Source organism: Lentilactobacillus kefiri (assembly GCF_009739535.1).
Lineage (GTDB): Bacteria > Bacillota > Bacilli > Lactobacillales > Lactobacillaceae > Lentilactobacillus > Lentilactobacillus kefiri.
Map to the genome: position 1 here is coordinate 283,630 of NZ_CP029971.1, position 21,726 is coordinate 305,355.

Genomic DNA, 21,726 nt, shown 5'->3' on the forward strand with positions numbered 1-21,726 from the left:
ATCTAACTTCCTTTCTGTTACAAATTAGAATTTAGTAGTTTAAAATTTCTCGTACCTTAGCTTCAATATCATCAGCATTTGGAAGCCAATAATTTTCAGCCATAGCAAATGGGAAGATGCTGTCTGGAGCAGCCACACGGCCAATTGGTGCATCCAATGACATAATGTCGTTTTCAGCAATGTCGGCAGCTACTTTAGCGCCAGCACCAGCCATCTTTTGTGCTTCTTGGGCGATAACTACTTTGTGAGTCTTGTCGATTGAAGCAAAGATTGTTTCATCGTCAATTGGTGATAATGAACGTAAGTCAATAACTTCAACTGAGATGTTCTCTTTTTCTAATTTATCAGCTACTTTGAGTGCTTCGTTAACTTCGGCACTGTAAGCAACAACGGTAATGTCAGATCCCTCACGAACAACATTTGCCTTGTCTAGGGGAACAGTGTAATGGCCATCTGGAACTTCATCCTTCATTGAACGATAAAGTTTCAGGTTTTCCATGAACAATACCGGGTCGTTGTTTTCAACGGCTGAGATAACCATTCCTTTAGCATCGTATGGATTTGCAGGAGTTACAACACGTAATCCCGGAATTCCTACGAACAGGTTTTCAAGTGAGTCACCGTGAAGTTCAGCGGTATGAGTACCACCACCAAATGGTGTTCTGATGGTAATTGGCATTGAAACGTCACCTGAGAAACGGAATCGGTTACGTGACATTTGACCGCCAATTGAATCAACAGCTTCCATTGTGAATCCCATAAATTGAATTTCTGGGATTGGACGCCAACCGGTTAATGCAAGTCCAATTGACATCCCTAAAATTCCTGATTCAGCCAATGGTGTATCAAATACTCGGTCTTCGCCATACTTATCTTGAAGTCCTTCAGTTGTACGGAACACACCACCGTTTTTACCAACATCTTCACCAAAAATCAGAGTCTTCGGATCGTCCTGTAATACTTGGTCAAGTCCGTTGGTAATTGCTTTAATATATGTCATTTTAGCCATGATTACTTCGACTCCTTTGCTTCGAATTTCTTAATGTCAGCTGCAACATCAGGGGTTGGTACTTCAAATGTGTGCTTCAAGAAGTCACTAACCTTTTGTTTAGGAGCAGCTTCGGCATCTTTCATTGCTTCCTTAAATTCATCTTTGTATTGAGCGACTAATTTGTCTTCTTTGTCTTGATCCCAAAGTTTCTTGTCAGTCAAAACTTTTCTCAAACGAATCAGTGGGTCTCGGTCAAACCATGGTTTTTCTTCTTCTTTAGTACGGTAACGACTAGGATCATCACCGGCTGAACTGTGAGCACCAAAACGATAAGTCAATGTTTCAACTAATGCTGGACCATTTCCTGCAACGGCGAAGTCACGGGCATCTTTGGCAACCAAGTATGTGGCAAGAATATCCATTCCATCAACTTGGACACCTGGAACACCTGAAGCAACACCCTTTTGAGCAAGTGTCTTAGCTGCGGTCTGAGTCTTTCGTGGAACTGAAATTGCCCAGCCGTTATTTTGAACGAAGAATACTTCTGGTGCTTGGAATGAACTTGCGAAGTTGATACCTTCGTAAAAGTCACCCTGTGAAGTACCACCATCACCGGTAAATGTGTATGCGATAGTGTCTTTTTCACCGTTCTTCTTGATTCCTAATGCGGCACCTGCTGATTGAACATATTGGGCACCGATAATAATTTGTGGGATAAACGCACGTACACCGCGTCGTACATAGTCATAAGCTTGATAGTGACCTTTTGACCATAAGTAACCCTCTTTAACGGTTGCGCCGTGTTGGATTAATTGTGGCAAATCACGATATGCTGGGAAGAGGTAGTCTTGTTTCTTCATCGCATGAGCAATACCCATTTCTGAAGCTTCCTCACCATAGGTGGGAGCATAGAAACCTAATCGACCTTGACGTGAAAAGTTCATTGTTTGTTCGTGCAATGCACGTTCCCAAACCATCTTTTCCATCAACGTAACTAATTCATCATCGCTAAATCGGTCAAATAATTCTTGATTTACAATTTTCCCGGTTTCATCGATAACTTGAACTGGTTTGTCGTACGGATCGCTCATCGTTGACTTAATCTTGGCAAAATCAACAACGTGCTTATTCTTTGCTGCCATAGATAACACTTTCCTTTCCTATAAAACTAAACTTGTGATGTACAAACTGATCACTCCTAAACCACAACTTAAATCTAGCATTTTTCAGTGACGTTTGCAAGCCCTTTCATTCCTATGAAACCAACTTTTTTTGTATATTATTTTCACTTACTAAAATTCAGTCTGAAACCGCTTGTGCGAGTAAAGTTTGTGAAAAATCACCTGGCTTGTGAATATAGTTTTTTTCTTAAAATTAAGTTAGAATAGAGGGTATTGAATTATTGTTTAAATTTTTTTCGGAGGTCTTAAGCGTGTTTTTAATGAAAGATATTGTACGAGACGGAGATCCGGTTCTCCGCAAACAAGCTCAAAAGGTCAAATTCCCATTGAGTAAAGAAGATAAACAGTTGGCCCATGACCTCATGGAATATTTGGAGGTCAGCCAAGATTCAGAACAATGTCAAAAGTTGGGCTTACGGGCAGGTGTCGGACTGGCAGCTCCCCAAGTTGGTGTCTCAGAAATGATGGCATCGGTTTTAGTTCCCAACGATGACGAAAATGAAAAGGATAAGCCCCTTTTCAAAGATGTGATTATCAACCCTGTGATCGTCTCCAACTCGGTCCAGCGTGGTGCTTTGACCGAGGGTGAAGGTTGCCTGTCAGTCGATCGCGACGTTCCAGGTTACGTTCCCCGTGCTGCAAGAATCACCTTGAAATACCAGGATGTGGACGGTAAAGAACACAAGCTTCGCTTGAAAAACTATCCGGCAATTGTTTGCCAGCATGAAATTGACCATTTGCATGGGACACTGTTCTACGATCATATTAATAAGGACAATCCATACGCAAAGACGGATGATGAAATTTTCATCTATTAAAAAATATGTTGTGATTGGTAAATTAACCATCAAACAAAATAAGCTCACCTCCCAAACCGAAGGTGAGCTTATTTGTAATACCTTGTGGATCAACCATTATTGCATTTTTTGTAAGCAATTAATGCTTCTTTCATTATACTTGGAAACAAAATTTTCATCTTATTAGCAAATCATTTTTTAAATAACCATTATTGATTAGTCTCTAAACTCTCGTCTTGATCAGGCATTTGAGTATGGATAAACTTTGGCATTGTTAAGCCCGTAACTCCAAGCATCAACATACCAGATGCAATAAAGATGATGCCATTTGGAAAAAACTGAAAAATAAAGGAATAGAAAACTGTGCCTATTGGAATGGATATCATATTCAACGACATCTCTGTTGAAGACACCCGCCCCATTAATTTTGTTGGAACAGTTTTTTGCATATAAATGCCAAACGGTGTATTCATAAAAGCCACAGACATGCCAACTGTAAATACCATTAACGCGCCAACTATTCTAACAACCAACTCACTTTGATTGGCGACAAATAACCCACCAATGCCACAAAGTGCCAACCCAATAGCACACATGGTTACTGCAAGAATTTTTGCTAACTGCTTCAATTCAGGTGCCATACTGATGATTAAATTCCCTGCCAGCATCCCCACAGCATCTGAGGAATTCAATATTCCAAGGGTTATGTTCCCCAGATGCAAATGTTGAACGACAATAAACGGTAGTCCTACATTTGTGACAGCAAAAATAAAATTCAAAAATAGTGCAACACAAATCAAATATCTCAAGAATTTGTGAGACATCAAGTACTGAAGGCCCAATTTAAATTTTCCAAGCTGGGATTCATGTGGCCCCAACGCTTCCTTCTTGGATGCATTTGCATAATGAAAGTGCATGGATAGCAGGATGACCAAAGCAATAAAATGTGCTGCTAATTGAAAAATAATAAACGACTGAAATCCGACCAGTACATATAATGAAGCAGCAATAACTGGGGAAAACGTTGAAGCAAACGATGAAGCTGCCTGGCTCAATGAATTAAGTCTTTGAATGTGACTTGTATTAACCAATTCATGCACAGACGCCGTGTACCCTGAATTTGAAACATTCACTGAAACATAATTAATCGCTAAAAATATAATTGTTGGGATCAGTTTTCCCATCCCACTGAAATGATGGATAGTGATTGCATAAATAAAAAGTGCAATGATCCGAACGAACAGACTGATGACCAAAATGTGTTTATGTGGGTAAGTGTCCACTAAATTTCCAATTGGCACTACGCCAATCAATGTCACGATCGGCATGATAATCATTGACAGCCCAAAGCTTAATGACATCCCGGTCGCATGAAGCAACATAAGGCCTAACGCAAAAGAGAACATATCTCCACAAAAGGTACTGATCAGATTACTTGAAACATCTTTTAAAATTTGTACGTTTGATTCGTGATTATTAATTTTCATTTGCAGCACCCTCTTCAATTTCGATTAATTGAAGATTACTACCATTGCGAACCCATTCGATGTAGAATATGTTGCAAATATGCCACATAGGAGAGAAATATGAAAAGTATCGGTCAAATCGTCAAAATGATCCGTCAAATTAAAGGATTCACCCAGTCCGAGGTTTATTCAGGAGTGATGTCACGTTCATTTGCTCATCGATTTGAGAACGGAGAACATGACATTAGTGCAACCAAGCTGTTTCAGATTCTGGATAATCTCTTAATTTCAGTTGAAGAATTTCGGTTCATTCAAAATGATTACCACAGATCTTCTGAACAAGAATTAAATCAACAACTACAGGACGCATATGACGTTCACAATCTTCAAGAAATGGGCAACATTATAAATGAAAATAAAAACAGCGGCAATCTTAGCTTCAAATCGATTGCAGGTATCGGCCAAGTCTTAGTTGAAACATACCAATCAAAAACTTTCGTAATCACTCCAGCGATGGAAAGCTTTTGGAACCAGCTTTTTAACTCAAAAGCCTGGACCTTACAGGAAATTCGCAACGCTGATATATTATTACCGATAGCAATTAACAGCCACCGTGAAAGCCTCATCCCAACGATCGTCAATAGATTTGAAAATAACTGCCAAAAGTATTTAACAGCAAGGGGAGATCCGTTCCATGTCAGTGACGAATTAATGGGAATGTATTTGACTCTGCTTCAGACTGACTTAAACACCGAACAATATGATTCAGCCAATCAGTTGGTCAGCAAGGCGAGAGATGTCGACAAATTCCTGCTCACTTGGAATGGCAGATTTGCACAACAGCTTATCATTGCAATTTGGAACCTATATTTTGGCAGCGAAGAAGAAGGAGAAACAATTATTGCCAAAATTTCTGGAGCTGAAAGCTTGTATGTGCCACCGATTGATCACAACCTCAAAGCGATTGCCGATATGAGAAGAAAGCTTGCAAAAATATACAAAAAAAGACACACCGACTAGTGTGTCATAATCATTAATGCAATCTCTTCAAATCATCCACGTACTCAATCGTGGTCGTATTAATCAAATAAGCGACATCAAAATGCACCCGGTCATCCAGCTGCCAGACATCTGTCACCATGAACGCCGGCCGATCAGCCTGCTCCGTGTGGGCGTGCATATGGTGATCATCACTATATTTTTCCAGCGTCTTTGTAAGTGACTGGCGAAATTCTGGAATTGAATCGTTTATTTTAACCACCGGCAGGTGATACTCAAAGGCCATTACTCCCCTGCCCCATACTTCCGCGATATCCTCGGATTTGAAATCACTTTCATCAAATGGCGATAAGGCTTTCTGTTCAACCAGTTTGTTAATTGAAGCCTTAACCGCTTCATTGGCAATCCGCTGGGCAAGTGCCAACCGTTTTCTTCCCGGACGAGTTACAAATATGTAGTGGATTAAATTATAAACAGCGAATGCCGCCACCAATCCAATAATAATTTGAATAATCAAATCAATGTTCATAACCGAGCCTCATTTCTTTTCGTTAAACCAATTTTACCATGCATTGCCGTTTGCTGATTACTTTCATGTTTATATACTTAATTTTAATATTATGGTAGAATATCGTTATTAGTTGTGTTTTCACAACCACTTGTCCGTAAGGAAACCTCGAGTTTCTGCAAAAAATTGTATAATTTTAAAGGAGTTTTTTTATGATTTGGAAGGTTTTATATCAACCCAGCAAGAAGATCAGTCCTCGCCGGGAGACGACGCATACACTCTATGTTGAGGCCGACACAGAAGTTGAAGCTCATGCGCTTGTTGAAGACAATACCGATTATGATATTGAATTTATCGAGCCCCTCCAAGGAAAGCACTTGGAATATGAGCAAAGTAGTCCTGATTACAAAGTAACGGAGTTTAATAATAAATGAAAAAACTAAACGTCAAAAATAACGAAGCAGCTATCTATGGCGTTGGTGGTTTGGGAGAAATTGGTAAGAACACTTATGGTATTCAATTCCAGGATGAAATCATCCTGATTGATGCGGGAATCAAATTTCCTGAAGATGACCTGTTAGGTGTCGATTATGTTATTCCAGACTACCAGTATCTGGTTGAAAATAAGGATAAGATCAAAGCTTTGGTCATCACCCATGGTCACGAAGATCATATTGGTGGTGTCCCATATTTGATGAAGGTTTTAAACGTCCCTATTTATGCCGGACCACTTGCGATGGCGCTTATCAAAAATAAATTGGAAGAACATGGCTTACTGAATTCTGTTGAATTACACGAAATCAGTGATAAGTCTGTTCTGAAGTTCCGAAAAATGAAAGTTTCATTCTTTAGAACGACCCACTCAATTCCCGATACTGTCGGAATTGCAGTGCACACTCCGGTTGGGGTAATCGTGGAAACTGGTGATTATAAATTCGACCTCACACCAGTGACCAACCAGCCGCCTGATCTTCAAGAAATGGCCCGATTGGGTGCTGAAGGCGTCCTTTGTTTGATGTCTGACAGTACGAATGCTGAAAAGCCAATCTGGACCCACTCTGAAAAATGGGTTGGAAACTCAATCGCCCACATATTCGACAATATTAAAGAACGAATTATCTTTGCAACATTCGCTTCAAATATTTCTCGAATTAAGACTGCTTGTGATAATGCAATGGCCCATGGCAGAAAGATTGCTGTTTTCGGCCGAAGCATGGATGCAGCGATCGTTAATGGACGTGAATTAGGGTATCTCGATATTCCTGATGATGCGTTCGTTGATGCTCATGAACTACAATCACTTCCAGCCAATAAAACTTTAATCTTATGTACCGGATCTCAAGGTGAGCCAATGGCTGCCCTTTCACGGATTGCCAACGGTACCCACCGTCAGATCTCCATTCAGCCTGGCGACACGGTTATCTTTTCAAGTAACCCAATTCCAGGTAACACAACCAGCGTTAACAGTGTTATTAACAAGCTTGAAGAAGCCGGTGCCAATGTTATTCATGGCCGAGTTAACAACATTCACACTTCCGGTCATGGTGGCCAGGAAGAACAAAAGTTAATGTTGCGATTAATGAAGCCTAAATTCTTCATGCCAATTCACGGTGAATACCGAATGCTTAAAATTCATACGGAATTAGCTGAACAATGTGGTGTTCCAATGGATCACAGCTTCATCATGCAAAATGGTGATGTTTTGGCCCTCTCAAAGGACACTGCCCGAATGGCTGGTCATTTCACCGCTGGCGATGTTTATATCGACGGCAGCGGAATCGGTGATGTCGGCAACGTTGTGTTACGAGATCGTCAATTGCTTTCCGAAGAAGGAATTGTCGTGGTTGTTGCCACAATCAATTTGAATAACCAGGAGATCCAATCAGGTCCTGATATTCTCTCACGTGGTTTTGTCTACATGCGTGAATCCGGTGAACTTTTAGATGAAGGTCGCCGTCGAGTATTCAAGACAATTCGAAAATCAATGCGCGCTAAGAAAGCCACTGAGTCTTCTATTAGAAACGCCATCATTGATGATCTTCAGGAATTCTTATATGACAAGACTGAAAGACATCCAATGATTTTACCAATGTTAATCATGAATGGTAAATAATAATAGATTTAACGTTACTAATCAGAAAGCTTGAGAATCGGATATTTTGAATATCTGGTCCTCAAGTTTTTTTACATAATTAACCATATTGAGCTGGGGGAATCCTTTCCAATGAAATACTTCATAATCACAAACCTATTTGCGGGCGGCGGCAATGCCAAAAAAGTTTGGCCTGATATCAAAAAATATCTGGCGGCCAAAAACGTTGCTTATAAGGCGGTTTACACGGAATATGCGGATCATGCTGTCGAATTGACAAAACAAATTCTAGGAAAAATTGCGGCAACTAAACAAAAAGACGTTGTTATTATTGCTGCTGGTGGAGACGGAACGCTGCATGAAACTTTATTGGGCTGCAAGCGGTACTACGAGGCTCACCCCACTGAAAAGCAGGTTCCAATTTCGTTTTTACCGATTGGATCTGGGAATGATTTTGCCAGGGGCCTGAAGATCCCACTGAAATGGGAAAAAGCGTTGAGCAATATTTTGCACTCAGACTCACCAACAACCATTAACGTCGGCCACTATACCGATCTCGATAATCATACAGATGGTTTCTTTACCAATAACTTTGGGATTGGCTTTGATGCCAGCGTCGTTCATTTAGCCAATCGCTCATCATTAAAAAGTAATCATTTTTTCGGGAAATTTTCATATATTGCGGCTATATTAAACGTCATCATCAATTTTAAAGGATTTTACGCGGAAATTATTCCGGAAAATGAATCGAAACACATCTTTCAACATACATTTTTATTAACGACAACTGATATTCCTTATTTTGGTGGTGGAATCAATATCGTTCCCACTGCATCAGCGTTGGACGATCATTTGGACATGGTCGTCGTCGAAAAACCGAGCCTTTGGCAATTGATTTTATTTATATCTATGATATTTTTAAAGAGACACTTACAACTCAAATTCATCCATCATTATCATGAAAAGCAGCTGTTTATCAAAACAAATGGTAATCGTTATGGCCAAATTGACGGTGAAGAACTGGGTGAACGAACTTACAATCTCAAACTAGAGACGGTCAAATATCCCTTCTGGATTTGATCCCCTCTTTGATATTGGGAAATTAACGACGAGGTAATACCATGTATTCAACCAGCTACCTATTATTTCAATCATTAACCGCGGTTGCTTTGGGTGACGCGCTGGGATTTCCAATCCAGCACGATACTCGAAGTAATCCTTTTGATGATCCAGTCATTCAGATGGTTGGTCATCTTTCAGCCAACGTTCCCGCCGGAACCTGGTCGGATGACACGTCATTGTCAATTGCTTCGTTAGTCAGCTTGACGTTTGGGTATAACCTCTACGACTTAATGACCCGCTATTCCCAGTGGTATCATTTTGGGGATTACACACCATTTAACCACGCATACGATGTCAATAATACGACTCAATCAGCCATTTCACGTTTTGATAACGGCACCCAGCCGGAATTGTGCGGTGGCGTTCAGGACGCGGATAACAATAATACGGCCTTAAAACGGTTGATGCCGCTGGCGTTCTATATTTTAACCAAGAATCCCAACTATTCGTTCAATGATGAGACTGTCAAATTGGTTCATGATTTTACTGCCACAACCAATCGAACACCCAAGGCATACATTGGATCCGGAATCTTAACCAATGTGATCATCAGACTAATCCAAAATCCGAACAAATACGCCATGCTGAGGGCTGTTAAAGAAGTCTTGGACTATTACCGCTCAAAGGATCAATTTGCGGCTCAGGTGCCCTTTTTTGAGCAATTAGAGGAGGCTCACTTCCTCCGTCAGTCCAGCACCAAAATTAAACCGTCCAGTGATGTTATCTCGACGCTTAATTCCGTCTTTTGGTGCCTCATGAATTCCGAACAGTATAACGTTGCCGTATCAAAAGCCGTCAACTTGGGAAATCACGCCGATACGATTGGGTCAATTACTTCGATGCTGGCATCCCTGCTATTTGCACCGGTAACCTTCCCGGAAAATTGGCTGGCAAAACTCCAAGGCAGAAATCAAATTAAGATCGCGGTATCGTCAGCTTTGCTATCAGATAATTTCTAAAATAAAATATAAACAATCTTAAAAGGACCACTAATTTGAAATTCATTTTCAGAATTCAAATCAGTGGTCCTTTTTTAGTTTCATACAAAAAGCCATATCGGGCACATAACAAAAGGCGACACTATAACGTGATAGTGTCGCCTCCCATACAATGATTAGTCTTCTGAAGCATCCATTGCTTCAAGAATCATATTCAACTGCATGCATTCTTCATTTAAATGTGTCATTTCGTTTCCAAACTGTGGTGTGATTACTTGGGTAGAACTCGTATTCACTGAGGTAGACTTGATCTTGTCTGCTTCTTCGGTTTTTAATTGATCAAGCTTGGAGGATGCCTTTTGGTATTCTCTGAGAATTTCTAACTTATTACTCATAGCTATAAACTCCTTTGAAAGTGAAATTTGAATTTGTAAATCAACGATGCTTTCGTGGAGCAGGAAGTTACTGAATTCAGCTCTCCTGCTAACGTGAGGATATACTACCAGATAATTTTCAAGAAAGCAACACCTTATCCAAAACTCATTTTCTGAAAACGTTTACTACCCAAATAGACCGCCATTACTTATATTCTGCGTTAATTTCCTTTTCCGTTGGAATTGAGGGTAATGCCCCCAGCCGCTGGACGGTAATCGATGAGGCTTGTTGCGCATATGTCAGTGCCTCTTCAACGTTGGATAAATCCTTGTTGACTTTCGAACTGAAAGCGCCGATGAATGTATCGCCGGCTGCAGTCGTATCCTTTGCTTTGACCTTAAAGGCAGGAACAAAGCCGCTGCCATCCGCGGTGTGATAGTAAGCTCCTCGTGAGCCAACCGTGATGATCAAATTGTCGATCCCCATCTGGGCAAATTTTTCCGCATTACGATCCATTGAATCGTTATCGGTGACTTCAATGCCCGTCAGAGAAGCACTTTCAGTTTCATTAGGAACAATGAGATCGGTCACTTCCAGCAAACCGTCAATAATTTCTGCTGCCGGAGCGGGATTTAGAATTGTTGTGACACCATGCTGCTTGGCAAGTTTGAAAGCTTCGTAAGTGACGTCTTGTGGCGTCTCGAACTCGGAAATCAAAATATCAGCATTTTCAATGAGCGGTTCAGCGTCGACCATCATAGCCGGCTTCATTGCCTGATTGGCACCACCGTAAACCATGATGCTGTTCTGGCCTTGGCTATCCAACAGGATAACAGCCGAACCGGTACCCTCAACTTTGTCAACGGCTACATGATCCGTGTTAATCCCATCATTTTCCAAAGCGTCAATCATAAATTTTCCATTGCCGTCATCGCCGACTTGGCCGATAAAACTGGTAACGGCACCGGAACGAACAGCGGCAACGGCTTGATTGGCACCCTTTCCACCGGCAGAATTCGTCTTGCTCTTTGCACTGATTGTTTCACCAGGCTTTGGCATTTGGTCAATATGCAACGTTGTATCAACATTTAAGCTACCAAGAACAACCACTCTATTTATCATAATAAGCTCCTCTAAGTCCTTTTATATAGTGTGCTAAAACCTTTAACTAGATTCTATCAAATTCTAATTCGTTTAACAACTATTGGAATTTAGTCGATCTGATTAACGCTGTTTCGCTCGACCAAAGAGACGGGAAGTGAGATTCGCTGAATTGGTTGATTTTGATTTTCAATCCGTTTAATGATCATTTGAGCGGCATTGGTTCCCATTTCAAATGCTGGCTGATGAATCGTCGTTAATTTGGGATAAATATATTCACTCAGATCGATATCATCATAACCAACGACGGAAATGTCTTCCGGAATCTTCAAACCGGCTTCTTCAATCCCACGATACAGGCCAATGGCAATCTCATCATTAATTGCAAATATGGCGTTTGGCTTGGTTGCCAGCGCTGCTGGAGTGGCATCATAGCCGCCCTGCTTGGTCAACTGAGTTGTGATAATTCGCTCATCTGGGATTGGCGTGCCATTCTTTTTGAAAGCTTCGACGAATCCCTCAAGTCGCTGCTGCAAATTCAAAGTTGGCTTTTCGGAACAAACCACAGCCACGTTTGTGTGCCCTTTTTTGATTAAATAATTGGCCAACATTTCGCCGCCTTTAAGGTTATTGGCGTCAACCCGGTCACCCTTGGCAACGGGCGCCTGATCAATCAAAATATACGGAATGCCGTTTTGATTTAAAATATTATCAATATAATTAACGTCAGACACTGCAGAAGCGATTATCATCCCGTCTGCGGCCCTTCTGACAGATTCAAATAAATAGTGTGTCTCCCGTTCTTGACTGTTGTCAGAGCCAAAAATAAGCGGTACATAATTCTGTTTAATTGCTTCGGCTTCAATTCCTCGCAAAAATCTGCTGAAGAATGGGTTATTAATGTTGGGAATTAAAACCCCAATTGTTCGCCCACTCTTTCGGATTAAACTTTGAGCGTTGAAGTCCGGAACATAACCCATGTCTTTTTGAAGCTGCTTTACTTTTGCAACTGTTTTACTACTGAAACGTGCGGCCTTGCCATTCAGAATTTGAGAGACGGTCGTCACGGAAACGTTGGCGCGAGCTGCCAGATCAGTAATTGTCACTTTCTTTGTCATAATTATTCTCCATTCACGGTCAAAGGTCTTTGCTTAGATTATACCAAATAAAAAGCATTAAACCGGTTTAATCCCAGTTTAACGCTTAATTTTGAAAACGTTTCTTTTAATCCTAATTATTCTTTAACAATCTTGTCGATTTGATCAAGTTCATCTTGGGTAAAGTTAAGGTTTTGAACAGCTTTAAGATTATCTTCCAAGTGATTGATCTTTGAAGCCCCAGTTACAACACTGGCAACCGTCTTATCATGCAGCAGCCATGCCAGTGACATCTGAGCTAAAGTCTGATCACGGTTCTTGGCAATGTCATTTAATTCATTAAGCTTCTTAACCAATTCGTCCTTACCATGCTTGATCACAAATTGGTTGCTCCAGTGAATCTTCACATTGTCATCCATCCCGTTAAGGTATTTATCGGTTAACAATCCTTCGGCAAGTGGTCCATAAGCAACCAGTGCTTTATTATTCTTGCTTAAAGTATCCAAAAGACCGTCTTCTTCAATCCCACGGTTCAACATGTTATAAGATGCCTGATTAACAACAAATGGTGTGTGGAATTCTTTAAAGTATTTAATAATTTCTGCAGTTTGTTTGGCGTTGTAATTAGAAATTCCAATGTACAAAGCTTTACCGGAACGAACAATTTCATCCAATGCTTCGGCAGTTTCTTCGAGGCTGGTGTTTGGATCGAACCGATGACTGTAATAAATATCAACATAATCCAAGCCCATTCGTTTTAAGCTGCCATCCAATGCATTGACTAAAGTCTTCTTGGATGAGAAGTTTCCGTAAGGTCCGGGCCACATATTAAAACCGGCTTTGGTTGTAATCACCAGTTCATCACGGTATGGCTTCAGGTTGGCACGGTAGACTTCACCAAACATTCTTTCAGCGGCACCGGCACTTGGACCATAATTGTACGCATTATCAAAACTAAAAATACCCAAGTCAAAGGCTTTTAAAATGACTTTTTCACTGTCACCGTAGTTGGCATCGTCACCAAAACTGTGCCACAAACCAAATGATAACGCTGGTAACTGCAGTCCGGAATTGCCGGCTCTGCGGACAACTGCGTTTTCATAACGATTGTCATTTGCCTTATAACTATACATAAATCAAACCACCTCGTAAAATATTTTATCTTCCAAACAGCTTTCCAACTGATTTCTGGTTATGAATCAGATTGATTGCCTCGCCAAACAATGGTCCGACGGAGACAACTTCAAGCTTTTCAAATTGGTCGGCTTTGGAGATACTAATTGAATTTGTTACAATCACTTTTTTGATTGCTGAATCTTGAAGACGTTTTTGAGCATCCCCGGAGAAGACGGCATGAGTTGCGATCGCAAAAACATCTTTTGCTCCGGCCTTCTTCAACGTTTCAGCTGCGATTGTCAGTTTGAACGCTGTATCAATCATATCGTCAACAATAACTGCCCGTTTTCCTTCAACACTTCCAATGACTGATTCAGGAACTGTCGTTGAATCTTCAGGCGAGCGGTTATCAATAATGGCAATTGGGGCGTTCAAAAGTTCAGCGAACTTTCTAGCTCGGGAAACACCAGTATGATCCGGTGAGACAACCACAACGTCAGAACTGTTATGCGTGTTGGTAAAATAGTGTGCCAACAAAGTATCTGCCTTTAAATGATCAACAGGAATGTTGAAGAAACCTTGAATTTGGTCTGCGTGAAGATCAAGTGCAACCACTCGATCAACCCCATCCATTTCCAAGAAAGAGGCAACTAGTTTTGCAGTAATTGGTTCTCTGGAACGGGCTTTGCGGTCTGCCCGTGAGTATCCGTAGTAAGGAATTACCACGTTAATTGACTTTGCGCTTGCCCGACGGACTGCATCAACCATAATCAGCAACTCCATCAAATTGGAGTTGACCGGATCCGAGACAGATTGAATGATGTAAACTTCATCGCCCCGAATACTTTCATCAACACTGATTTTGATTTCATCATCGCTGAACTTTTCAACAGTTGCTTTACCAAGCGGCACACCGACTGCCTTACTAATTTCCTCAGCCAAGTGGCGGTTGGAACTTAAAGAAAATAATTTAAGATTGGGATGCGTATTTGATTCGGCCATGATATCCTCCAAGTATTCTTCTTTACCTATTTACCTTAAATTTTAACATAATTTTGCCCGAACTTTGTAAGTTTTCACTGATAATCCTAAGACTTCATGAAGTCTTTAGGACTTACGTCATCCATTCCGATCATCGGATCAATTAGATTTTGATTAATAACATCATTCGTTAAATGATCGGGCAGGGCTTGTTTCTCAGCATGATCGGCACTTTCCACGGCAGAAAGACCGGCGGTTTCGGGTTCTTGGGTCGAATCTTCCTCACTGCCGTCATCACTAACCTTTAAGCCAATGGCATCAACCAGACGTTTAACCAGACTTGTCTGCCGATTAACCGAAACGTTGCGGACACATTGTTCAAAAGCTTCTTTTTCGCCCAACATGATCAGGAAATCGCTTGCCCGGGTCACAGCTGTGTAAAGCAGATTTCGCTGCAGCATCCGTGAAAATTGGCGGACAATCGGTAAAATAACCATTTTAAATTCACTACCCTGAGCCTTATGAATCGAAGTACAGTACGCTAATGTAAACTGCGTCCATTCGTTCTTTTCATACGTGACTTCAGTTTCATCAAAATCAATTGTAATTTTGTTCGGGGTCTTCTGGTCCTTAACGGTTTCCATCCCAACGATAATCCCGATATCACCGTTAAAAACGTTTCGTTCCGGATTATTAACCAGCTGAAGCACTTTATCACCAATCCGATAAGTGTGTTCGCGGATGGTGACGGATTTCTTGCCGGCAGCGTCCCCCTGCCAAACATCCTGAACGACGTCATTCAAGCGGTCAATTCCTGCCCGGCCACGATACATCGGGGCCAATACCTGGACATCCATTAAGCCAAAATCCTTTTGTTTGGCCCGTTTGGTAACCTGTTGGATCACCGACGAGATCTGATATTCGTTACAGGGAATAAAGGATCGGTCAGATTGGTTCTCGGTAAAATCAGCCGACAGCTTGCCACGATGAATATCATGCGCCAATTGAATAATCGAAGATCCTTTTTCCTGACGGTAAATGGTGTTCAGCTGCATGGCGGGAATTTGTTTTGATACCAGTAAATCGTGAAAAACCTGTCCGGGTCCAACTGATGGCAACTGATCCTGATCACCTACTAAGACAACCTGCATATGATTGGGAATTGCCCGAACCAATGATCTGAACAAGTAGGTATCGACCATCGACATTTCATCAATAATCAACAAGGCTCCTTCAATATCCTTGGTGCCGGCAGTGTCATTGGACTCGCGGCCATTGAGGCCCAAAAGTCTGTGAATCGTGCTGGCAGGTAAGCCGGTTGATTCCGTCATGTGTTTGGCCGCCCGGCCTGTTGGCGCAGCCAAAACAATTGGAAACGGCTTATCCTTATACGAATTAATATCCAATGAATACTCGTGCAGTCGCGCGTAGGTATTCACGATCCCATTAATGATGGTCGTCTTTCCGGTACCGGGTCCACCAGTCAAAATAAACGCCGGTGATTGGATTGCCTGGACAATTGCGGCAACTTGAGAATCGTCGTAATTAATATCAAATTGCTTTTCAACCACCCGAAGCTGCTTTTTGATAGCATCTTCTTTGAGCTGATCTTCATCATCCTTATTTTTAATTACCCGATTTAAATGATCGGCAATCTGGACTTCGGCATTATATAAACGGGTTAAATAAATTCGATTTTCTTCGCCGACAACTTTGCCTTCTTTGGCAAGTTCAACCAAGCTTTCTGCTAGTTTTTTGCCGGGAATCTGTTGGTTGGAATTGCCTTCCAAAACGTTGATGGCCGTTTCAATCAGTGGCCCGGTGGTTGTATATGTATCACCATTTTGAAGACAGAGTTCATCAATTGCGTACATCAGTCCGGCGCGGATTCGTTCATTTGAATCGGGGACAATTCCCAGTCGAAGGGCGATGGCATCGGCCTTTTTAAAGCTGATGCCATCGATATCCTCAACTAACTGGTAAGGATTTTCGGCAATAATTTTCAATGCATCTTCATGATATTTTTGATAAATTGACGAGGCAATCGCGCTGGAAAATCCATAGCTGTTTAAGCCGACAATGACTTTTTCCAAATTATCATCGGTATTCAAATTCTCAACGATTGCCGTCCGTAATTTGGAACTGATTGGCACATTGTCAAGGACCCGGCCATCAGCAGTGATCTTTTCGATCGCGTCGTCGCCCAACACGTCAACCACTCGTTCGGCGGTCTTCTTACCAATCCCGGGGAATTGCTCACCAGACAGGTATTTGACGACCCCCTCCCTGGTGGTGGCAATCACACTGGTGTAGTTGCTGGCTTGAAACTGCTTCCCATAACGCGGGTGGTCAACCAATTTGCCAGTGAAATGATAGCTGTTTTCTTCGACCAGATCACCAAAATTACCGGTCACGACAATTTCATCTTCGGGCCAATCAACGTCGGTATCGGTAATTTCCACCAGGACCACTTTATAAAAACTGTCGTTACTCGAAAAGAAGATCGCCTTTAATCGGCCATCAACATATTGTGGTTCATGATTATTCTGTTCTGAGCCAAATAAATCCATTGAACGATCCAAGACGGTCCTCCCTATTCATCACAGTCATTACTTTTGTTTCTTATCTTTATTCTTGTCTTTGTTAATCTGAATCACTTTTTCAATATCTTTTAATTTTCGCTGACCATTTTTGAAGTAAACTGGATCATCCTGCTTGGCTTTTTCAAAATATTTGTCAAAAGCTTCACCATTAACCATTGCGACAATGCCCCGATTAAAATTGGCTTTTCCATTCTCGGGTTCAGTCTTCAGTACATTATCGTAAAATTCACCGGCTTGAGCAAAATTGCCCAGTGCCAAAAGGTTGTCTCCAATCATCTGGTTAACGTCAGGATCATCGTGCCGGGAACTTTGAGCTGACAGGGCAAAGACCATTGCCCGCTTGTTGTCGCCTTTGGCCATATAGCTTTGGGCAAGCATGATGTATGATTCAGCCTGCAGCTTCTTATCTTTGATTCCTTGAAAAATCTTGATTGCTTTATCATATTCGGCAGCTGCATAATAAACGTTTCCCAGTCCAAACTGCAGGGTATTCTTAACATCCTGGGAGGCCTTGTCAAATAAGCCAAGCGCCTTCATCAGTAATTCTTCAGCCTGTTCGTAATCCTTGGCTTCAACCAAAAATGTCGCCAGATCGTAGTAGTGATGATAGTTATTTGGATCCTGGTCGACTTTTTGAACCAACTTATGAATGGCCTCTTTAGCCTTGGCTTCTTCAGCCTCACGTTTCTTAGTATATTTACGTTGATTTTCTTGATTTTGTTTTTGTAATTTTTTGATTTTATCTGAATTGTTTGCCATATTGTCACCTATACCAAATCTGTCGGGTCTAATTTTTTGTTCAAATAACTGGTGTCATTCCAGTCAAGTAGCTGATACGACTGGCCAGCATCATTACTTTCCAAAATTGTGGTGCTGGTATTCGCCAATCCACCGCGCTTTCGCAAGTCGGGGAGCGGCACGCCAAGTAAGGCGTTAATCTCAGCATTTAACGCGGCCCCATGACTCACGATTAAAATATTGTCATCCGGATAAGCCTTCACAATCGCCGTGATTGCCGGAGTCATTCGGTTGATCACATCCCGGTAACTTTCGCCTCCAATGGCTTTTGGATCATACAAGTCTGGATGATTGCGAAAATCTTCAAATTCCTCTGGGTACTGTTTCTCAACGTCGACAAACTTTTGCCCCTCCATCTTTCCAAGATGAAATTCTTCCAGTCGGGAAAGCAGGGAGATCTTTGGATGCTTTTTCAATTTACGGCTAATCCGTGCTGCCGTTACCCGCGCTCGTTTGATTGGACTGGCGTATATGTGGGCAAAAACGACCTTTTGAAAGTGTTTGCCCAACAAGTCCATTTCATCGTAGCTTTGGGGAAGTAGTGGTGAGTCGCCACCAGCACCTTGATAGCGGCTTTCAAGATTCCATTCTGTTTTACCGTGCCGAACAAAGTACAACTTAGTCAAATTGCATTCCTCCAAAACTAGTTTTAGCTTCTTACATTATGACAGGAAAAGCGGCTGATTTCAAAAGCATAACGGAACTTCTAATTAAAAATTTGCTTTTACTTTTAAAACAATTGTGTACAATATAGTTGGAGGCGAATAATCATGGCAAAAATCAAAATAACCGATTCAATGAAAACCCTACTGAGTGATTCACGATTTAAAGGCAAAACCCTTCTGTTGATAGCCGATGACGGCGGTGGCAAGTATTCTTTAAAAGGTGGCGCCTGCACAATTGGTGCCGACTTTAGCCTGGTTATCTTGGATCAGCCGGACTCGGCTTATCCGATCCAACTGGAAAATGATGCCAACATTCCACTTTATACATCCAGCTATGATTTAACCTTCCTGGGAAAAGGCCTCAAGTTGGACTTTCAGGCTAACAGCATTCGTTTAAGCGACGATGCTGAATTATTGGACGGAGCTGTTCAAATTACCAATGGTGCTGAAGTATTGGCAGCATTCAAAAAGGGAATTACGGCCGGTTGGTCGGGCTGTTAACCACACACGTTTAATTTAAAAATAATCAAGATAAAATAAAAAAGCTGACGAAATTTCGTCAACTTTTTTTGTATCTTTAAACGTACTGAAGCTCTTCGGCATGCTTATAAGCAGCATCGATAATCGCAGAACCAAGGCACTCTTTGCCATCATAGAAGACAACGGCCTGTCCCGGTGTAATTGCCCGAACCGGTGCGTCAAAATCAACCCGGACGGACTTGCCATCATCACTGATGTGAACGGTCACGCCGGTATCTTTTTGACGATAACGGAACTTGGCAGTGCAATGAAAATCTTTGCCGCGGTCAAGGTTGTTTACCCAGTGAATGTCGGATGCCTCAAGGTAATCCGCATACAACAATGGGTTGTGATAACCTTTGCCAACGTATAAAATGTTCTTCTTTAAATCCTTACCGACAACGAACCATGGCTGATTATCAATCCCATCGCCACCGATTCCAAGTCCACGACGCTGACCGATTGTGTAATACATCAAGCCATCGTGTTGACCCTTCACTTCGCCATCGACAGTCATCATCTTACCTGGAGTTGCAGGTAAATAATGACCCAGGAAGTTCTTGAAGTTCTTTTCACCAATAAAACAAATACCAACCGAATCTTTCTTGTCGGCAGTTGCCAAACCGGCCTCTCTGGCAATCTTTCGAACATCCGGCTTAACCATGTCACCAATTGGGAACATAACCCGGTCAAGCTGATCTGCGGAAAGCTGACTTAAGAAGTAGGTCTGGTCCTTGTTACCGTCGGTTGCCCGGAGCAAATGGTTGTGTCCATCTGCATCACGAGTTAATTGGGCATAGTGCCCGGTTGCAATGTAATCGGCACCCAATTCCAAAGCGTAATCCAAGAATGCTTTGAACTTGATTTCCTTATTACAAATAACGTCAGGATCGGGAGTTCTGCCTTTTTTATATTCATCCAAGAAGTATGTGAACACACGGTCCCAATACTCCTTTTCAAAGTTAACAGAATAATACGGGATGCCGATCCGATTAGCGACTTTAGCAACGTCTTTATAGTCTTCGGTTGCAGTACATACGCCGTTTTCATCAGTATCATCCCAGTTCTTCATGAAAACGCCAATCACATCGTATCCTTGTTGTTTGAGCAGATAAGCGACGACAGAAGAGTCGACTCCTCCACTCATACCAACAACAACCCGAGTTCGACTGTTGTCTTGCATAAAACCACCATCATTTCAATTAGATTCTGGAGAATCCACGAGTTGAAGGTCGTAATTTCCAGTAAAACTAATATTAACGCATTCTCGAATCGAATGCTACTTTTTGTAAGTAATTATATTGCAAGAAATTTTGAAATTAGTTTTTGAACGGCCGCATTGGCTTCCGGCTTGCCGATGGTAACCCGCAGCCAACCCTTGCGTAAACCGTTCCGAAGAAGGTAACCATTCTCCAACAAAAATTTATGAAGCTCATCAGCATCGCCACCTTTTACCTGAAAGAAAATAAAATTCGTTGCGGAATCATAAAATGGTAAACCGCTTTTGATAAGAAAGTGTTCCCACTTTTTGCGTTCCTCAATCACCTTTTTAACGGTTGCTGCCACAAATGCCTGATCCTTGAAAGCAGCCGTTGCGGCAATTTCAGCAAATGTACTTAAATTATATGGTAGTCTAACGGCTTGAAGATACCCGATGAGGGGCTCGGAACACACCGCAAAGCCAACCCGAAAGTTAGCCAAACCGTATGCCTTTGAAAATGTCCGTAATACCACTAAGTTCGAAAACTCATCAGTCAGCCCAATCGCAGAATCTTTAGGGTTGCCGGTAAAATCGATGTAAGCCTCATCAACAATCACCGTCACACTGGCGGGAATATCAGCAATAAATGAGCGAATGGCGTCGGCTTCCAGAAAAGTCCCGGTTGGATTGTTGGGATTACAGATCCAAACCATTTTTGTCTTGGGAGTGACCGCACAGACCATCGCCTTCAAATCAATGGTTCCGGATTCATCCAGGGCAACTGATTTAAGTTTGGCACCCTCAATGGCAGAATGCAGCGCATACTCGGAAAAAGTCGGTTCGGGATCAAGCACCTCATCCCCGGGTTCCAAAAGCACCCTGGATAAAAGTTCGATAATTTCATCCAGTCCGTTACCAAAGATCAACTTGTCAGGCTTGATGTCAAACTGAGTGGCAATGATTTCTCTTAACTCTTCGGCGTTACTGTCCGGATACAAATTGGCATTTTGATAATGCCATTTATCCAGTGCTTTGGCCACATCCGGTGACGTGCCAAAAGCATTTTCGTTGGCGGATAACCGGACAAGCTTATCGAGGCCGACTTTTTTCTTCAGTTGATCCAAAGTCAGTTCGGGGACGTATGGTTCCAGATGTTTAACAGCTTCTTTGACCATG

General features: G+C 41.8%; 21 protein-coding genes. 7 read left to right on the top strand and 14 right to left on the bottom strand.

What is annotated here, in order from left to right; translation table 11 throughout:
• Positions 1-31: 31 nt before the first annotated feature.
• Together DNL43_RS01525 and pdhA are read right to left on the bottom strand one after the other, a co-directional pair.
• A complete protein-coding gene (locus DNL43_RS01525) occupies positions 32-1,009 on the bottom strand; it encodes an alpha-ketoacid dehydrogenase subunit beta (protein ID WP_056982169.1) in 978 nt (325 codons plus the stop codon).
• A 2-nt stretch (positions 1,010-1,011) separates the two neighbouring features.
• Positions 1,012-2,133 carry a pyruvate dehydrogenase (acetyl-transferring) E1 component subunit alpha gene (pdhA, locus tag DNL43_RS01530; RefSeq protein ID WP_056982167.1) on the bottom strand — a complete coding sequence of 374 codons (1,122 nt, stop codon included), beginning with the start codon at positions 2,131-2,133 and terminating at the stop codon, positions 1,012-1,014.
• Between the two features lie 290 nt (positions 2,134-2,423).
• Here pdhA and def point away from each other — a divergent pair, with 290 nt between their 5' ends.
• Positions 2,424-2,990: a peptide deformylase gene (gene def / locus DNL43_RS01535; protein WP_054769224.1), complete on the top strand. Its 567-nt coding sequence runs from the start codon at positions 2,424-2,426 to the stop codon at positions 2,988-2,990.
• A gap of 188 nt (positions 2,991-3,178) precedes the next feature.
• On the opposite strand, the gene DNL43_RS01540 is transcribed toward def, so the two are convergent.
• Positions 3,179-4,456, bottom strand: a complete 1,278-nt coding sequence (locus tag DNL43_RS01540) for an MFS transporter (protein WP_056982165.1) — start codon at positions 4,454-4,456, stop codon at positions 3,179-3,181.
• Between the two features lie 99 nt (positions 4,457-4,555).
• On the opposite strand from DNL43_RS01540, the gene DNL43_RS01545 reads away from it, so the two are divergent.
• Positions 4,556-5,455 carry a helix-turn-helix domain-containing protein gene (locus DNL43_RS01545; protein WP_056982162.1) on the top strand — a complete coding sequence of 300 codons (900 nt, stop codon included), beginning with the start codon at positions 4,556-4,558 and terminating at the stop codon, positions 5,453-5,455.
• Between the two features lie 13 nt (positions 5,456-5,468).
• Here DNL43_RS01545 and DNL43_RS01550 read toward each other — a convergent pair whose 3' ends face one another.
• Complete coding sequence (locus tag DNL43_RS01550) at positions 5,469-5,963, bottom strand: hypothetical protein (protein ID WP_054769225.1); 495 nt, start codon at positions 5,961-5,963, stop codon at positions 5,469-5,471.
• A gap of 191 nt (positions 5,964-6,154) precedes the next feature.
• Between DNL43_RS01550 and DNL43_RS01555 the strand changes: the two genes are divergently transcribed.
• The 4 genes from DNL43_RS01555 to DNL43_RS01570 all read left to right on the top strand — a co-directional run bounded on the left by DNL43_RS01555 (position 6,155) and on the right by DNL43_RS01570 (position 10,115).
• Complete coding sequence (locus DNL43_RS01555) at positions 6,155-6,376, top strand: DNA-directed RNA polymerase subunit epsilon (RefSeq protein WP_054769226.1); 222 nt, start codon at positions 6,155-6,157, stop codon at positions 6,374-6,376.
• A complete protein-coding gene (gene rnjA, locus DNL43_RS01560; protein WP_054769227.1) occupies positions 6,373-8,055 on the top strand; it encodes a ribonuclease J1 in 1,683 nt (560 codons plus the stop codon). The genes DNL43_RS01555 and rnjA overlap by 4 nt, the downstream gene beginning before the upstream one ends.
• A gap of 111 nt (positions 8,056-8,166) precedes the next feature.
• Positions 8,167-9,114, top strand: a complete 948-nt coding sequence (locus DNL43_RS01565) for a diacylglycerol/lipid kinase family protein (RefSeq protein WP_056982159.1) — start codon at positions 8,167-8,169, stop codon at positions 9,112-9,114.
• Between the two features lie 41 nt (positions 9,115-9,155).
• The gene (locus DNL43_RS01570; RefSeq protein WP_054769228.1) at positions 9,156-10,115 is read left to right on the top strand and encodes an ADP-ribosylglycohydrolase family protein; all 960 of its coding nucleotides are present in this window, start codon (positions 9,156-9,158) and stop codon (positions 10,113-10,115) included.
• Positions 10,116-10,270: 155 nt separating this feature from the next.
• Here the strand turns inward: DNL43_RS01570 and DNL43_RS01575 are convergent, their stop codons facing one another.
• From DNL43_RS01575 to DNL43_RS01610, 8 genes are all read right to left on the bottom strand, one after another.
• Positions 10,271-10,489: a hypothetical protein gene (locus tag DNL43_RS01575; RefSeq protein WP_056982157.1), complete on the bottom strand. Its 219-nt coding sequence runs from the start codon at positions 10,487-10,489 to the stop codon at positions 10,271-10,273.
• Positions 10,490-10,673: 184 nt separating this feature from the next.
• A complete protein-coding gene (rbsK, locus tag DNL43_RS01580) occupies positions 10,674-11,591 on the bottom strand; it encodes a ribokinase (protein ID WP_095344817.1) in 918 nt (305 codons plus the stop codon).
• Between the two features lie 89 nt (positions 11,592-11,680).
• A complete protein-coding gene (gene rbsR, locus DNL43_RS01585; protein WP_056982152.1) occupies positions 11,681-12,688 on the bottom strand; it encodes a ribose utilization transcriptional repressor RbsR in 1,008 nt (335 codons plus the stop codon).
• Between the two features lie 116 nt (positions 12,689-12,804).
• Positions 12,805-13,800 (bottom strand): aldo/keto reductase, encoded by a 996-nt coding sequence (locus DNL43_RS01590; protein WP_056982151.1) that lies wholly within the window; start codon positions 13,798-13,800, stop codon positions 12,805-12,807.
• Positions 13,801-13,825: 25 nt separating this feature from the next.
• A complete protein-coding gene (locus tag DNL43_RS01595) occupies positions 13,826-14,785 on the bottom strand; it encodes a ribose-phosphate diphosphokinase (RefSeq protein WP_054769229.1) in 960 nt (319 codons plus the stop codon).
• An 86-nt stretch (positions 14,786-14,871) separates the two neighbouring features.
• Complete coding sequence (gene recD2 / locus DNL43_RS01600; protein ID WP_156644971.1) at positions 14,872-17,346, bottom strand: SF1B family DNA helicase RecD2; 2,475 nt, start codon at positions 17,344-17,346, stop codon at positions 14,872-14,874.
• Positions 17,347-17,373: 27 nt separating this feature from the next.
• On the bottom strand, positions 17,374-18,126 hold the full coding sequence (locus tag DNL43_RS01605) for a tetratricopeptide repeat protein (protein ID WP_056982149.1): 753 nt from the start codon (positions 18,124-18,126) through the stop codon (positions 17,374-17,376).
• Between the two features lie 8 nt (positions 18,127-18,134).
• Positions 18,135-18,791 (bottom strand): histidine phosphatase family protein, encoded by a 657-nt coding sequence (locus tag DNL43_RS01610; RefSeq protein ID WP_056982147.1) that lies wholly within the window; start codon positions 18,789-18,791, stop codon positions 18,135-18,137.
• 144 nt (positions 18,792-18,935) lie between these two features.
• On the opposite strand from DNL43_RS01610, the gene DNL43_RS01615 reads away from it, so the two are divergent.
• Positions 18,936-19,331: an iron-sulfur cluster biosynthesis family protein gene (locus DNL43_RS01615; protein WP_054769231.1), complete on the top strand. Its 396-nt coding sequence runs from the start codon at positions 18,936-18,938 to the stop codon at positions 19,329-19,331.
• Between the two features lie 76 nt (positions 19,332-19,407).
• Here DNL43_RS01615 and mnmA read toward each other — a convergent pair whose 3' ends face one another.
• On the bottom strand, positions 19,408-20,532 hold the full coding sequence (gene mnmA, locus DNL43_RS01620; protein ID WP_054769232.1) for a tRNA 2-thiouridine(34) synthase MnmA: 1,125 nt from the start codon (positions 20,530-20,532) through the stop codon (positions 19,408-19,410).
• 113 nt (positions 20,533-20,645) lie between these two features.
• Positions 20,646-21,725, bottom strand: coding sequence for a histidinol-phosphate transaminase (gene hisC, locus DNL43_RS01625; protein ID WP_056982145.1), 1,080 nt, complete (start codon positions 21,723-21,725; stop codon positions 20,646-20,648).
• Position 21,726: the final 1 nt, after the last annotated feature.

What these genes read in the sequence shown, in the direction of transcription:
- DNL43_RS01525 (WP_056982169.1), bottom strand. Translation starts at nt 1,009, where the DNA reads ATGGCTAAAATGACATATATTAAAGCAATTACCAACGGACTTGACCAA.
- pdhA (WP_056982167.1), bottom strand. Translation starts at nt 2,133, where the DNA reads ATGGCAGCAAAGAATAAGCACGTTGTTGATTTTGCCAAGATTAAGTCA.
- DNL43_RS01540 (WP_056982165.1), bottom strand. Translation starts at nt 4,456, where the DNA reads ATGAAAATTAATAATCACGAATCAAACGTACAAATTTTAAAAGATGTT.
- DNL43_RS01545 (WP_056982162.1), top strand. Translation starts at nt 4,556, where the DNA reads ATGAAAAGTATCGGTCAAATCGTCAAAATGATCCGTCAAATTAAAGGA.
- DNL43_RS01550 (WP_054769225.1), bottom strand. Translation starts at nt 5,963, where the DNA reads ATGAACATTGATTTGATTATTCAAATTATTATTGGATTGGTGGCGGCA.
- DNL43_RS01555 (WP_054769226.1), top strand. Translation starts at nt 6,155, where the DNA reads ATGATTTGGAAGGTTTTATATCAACCCAGCAAGAAGATCAGTCCTCGC.
- rnjA (WP_054769227.1), top strand. Translation starts at nt 6,373, where the DNA reads ATGAAAAAACTAAACGTCAAAAATAACGAAGCAGCTATCTATGGCGTT.
- DNL43_RS01565 (WP_056982159.1), top strand. Translation starts at nt 8,167, where the DNA reads ATGAAATACTTCATAATCACAAACCTATTTGCGGGCGGCGGCAATGCC.
- DNL43_RS01570 (WP_054769228.1), top strand. Translation starts at nt 9,156, where the DNA reads ATGTATTCAACCAGCTACCTATTATTTCAATCATTAACCGCGGTTGCT.
- DNL43_RS01575 (WP_056982157.1), bottom strand. Translation starts at nt 10,489, where the DNA reads ATGAGTAATAAGTTAGAAATTCTCAGAGAATACCAAAAGGCATCCTCC.
- rbsK (WP_095344817.1), bottom strand. Translation starts at nt 11,591, where the DNA reads ATGATAAATAGAGTGGTTGTTCTTGGTAGCTTAAATGTTGATACAACG.
- rbsR (WP_056982152.1), bottom strand. Translation starts at nt 12,688, where the DNA reads ATGACAAAGAAAGTGACAATTACTGATCTGGCAGCTCGCGCCAACGTT.
- DNL43_RS01590 (WP_056982151.1), bottom strand. Translation starts at nt 13,800, where the DNA reads ATGTATAGTTATAAGGCAAATGACAATCGTTATGAAAACGCAGTTGTC.
- DNL43_RS01595 (WP_054769229.1), bottom strand. Translation starts at nt 14,785, where the DNA reads ATGGCCGAATCAAATACGCATCCCAATCTTAAATTATTTTCTTTAAGT.
- DNL43_RS01605 (WP_056982149.1), bottom strand. Translation starts at nt 18,126, where the DNA reads ATGGCAAACAATTCAGATAAAATCAAAAAATTACAAAAACAAAATCAA.
- DNL43_RS01615 (WP_054769231.1), top strand. Translation starts at nt 18,936, where the DNA reads ATGGCAAAAATCAAAATAACCGATTCAATGAAAACCCTACTGAGTGAT.
- mnmA (WP_054769232.1), bottom strand. Translation starts at nt 20,532, where the DNA reads ATGCAAGACAACAGTCGAACTCGGGTTGTTGTTGGTATGAGTGGAGGA.
- hisC (WP_056982145.1), bottom strand. Translation starts at nt 21,725, where the DNA reads ATGGTCAAAGAAGCTGTTAAACATCTGGAACCATACGTCCCCGAACTG.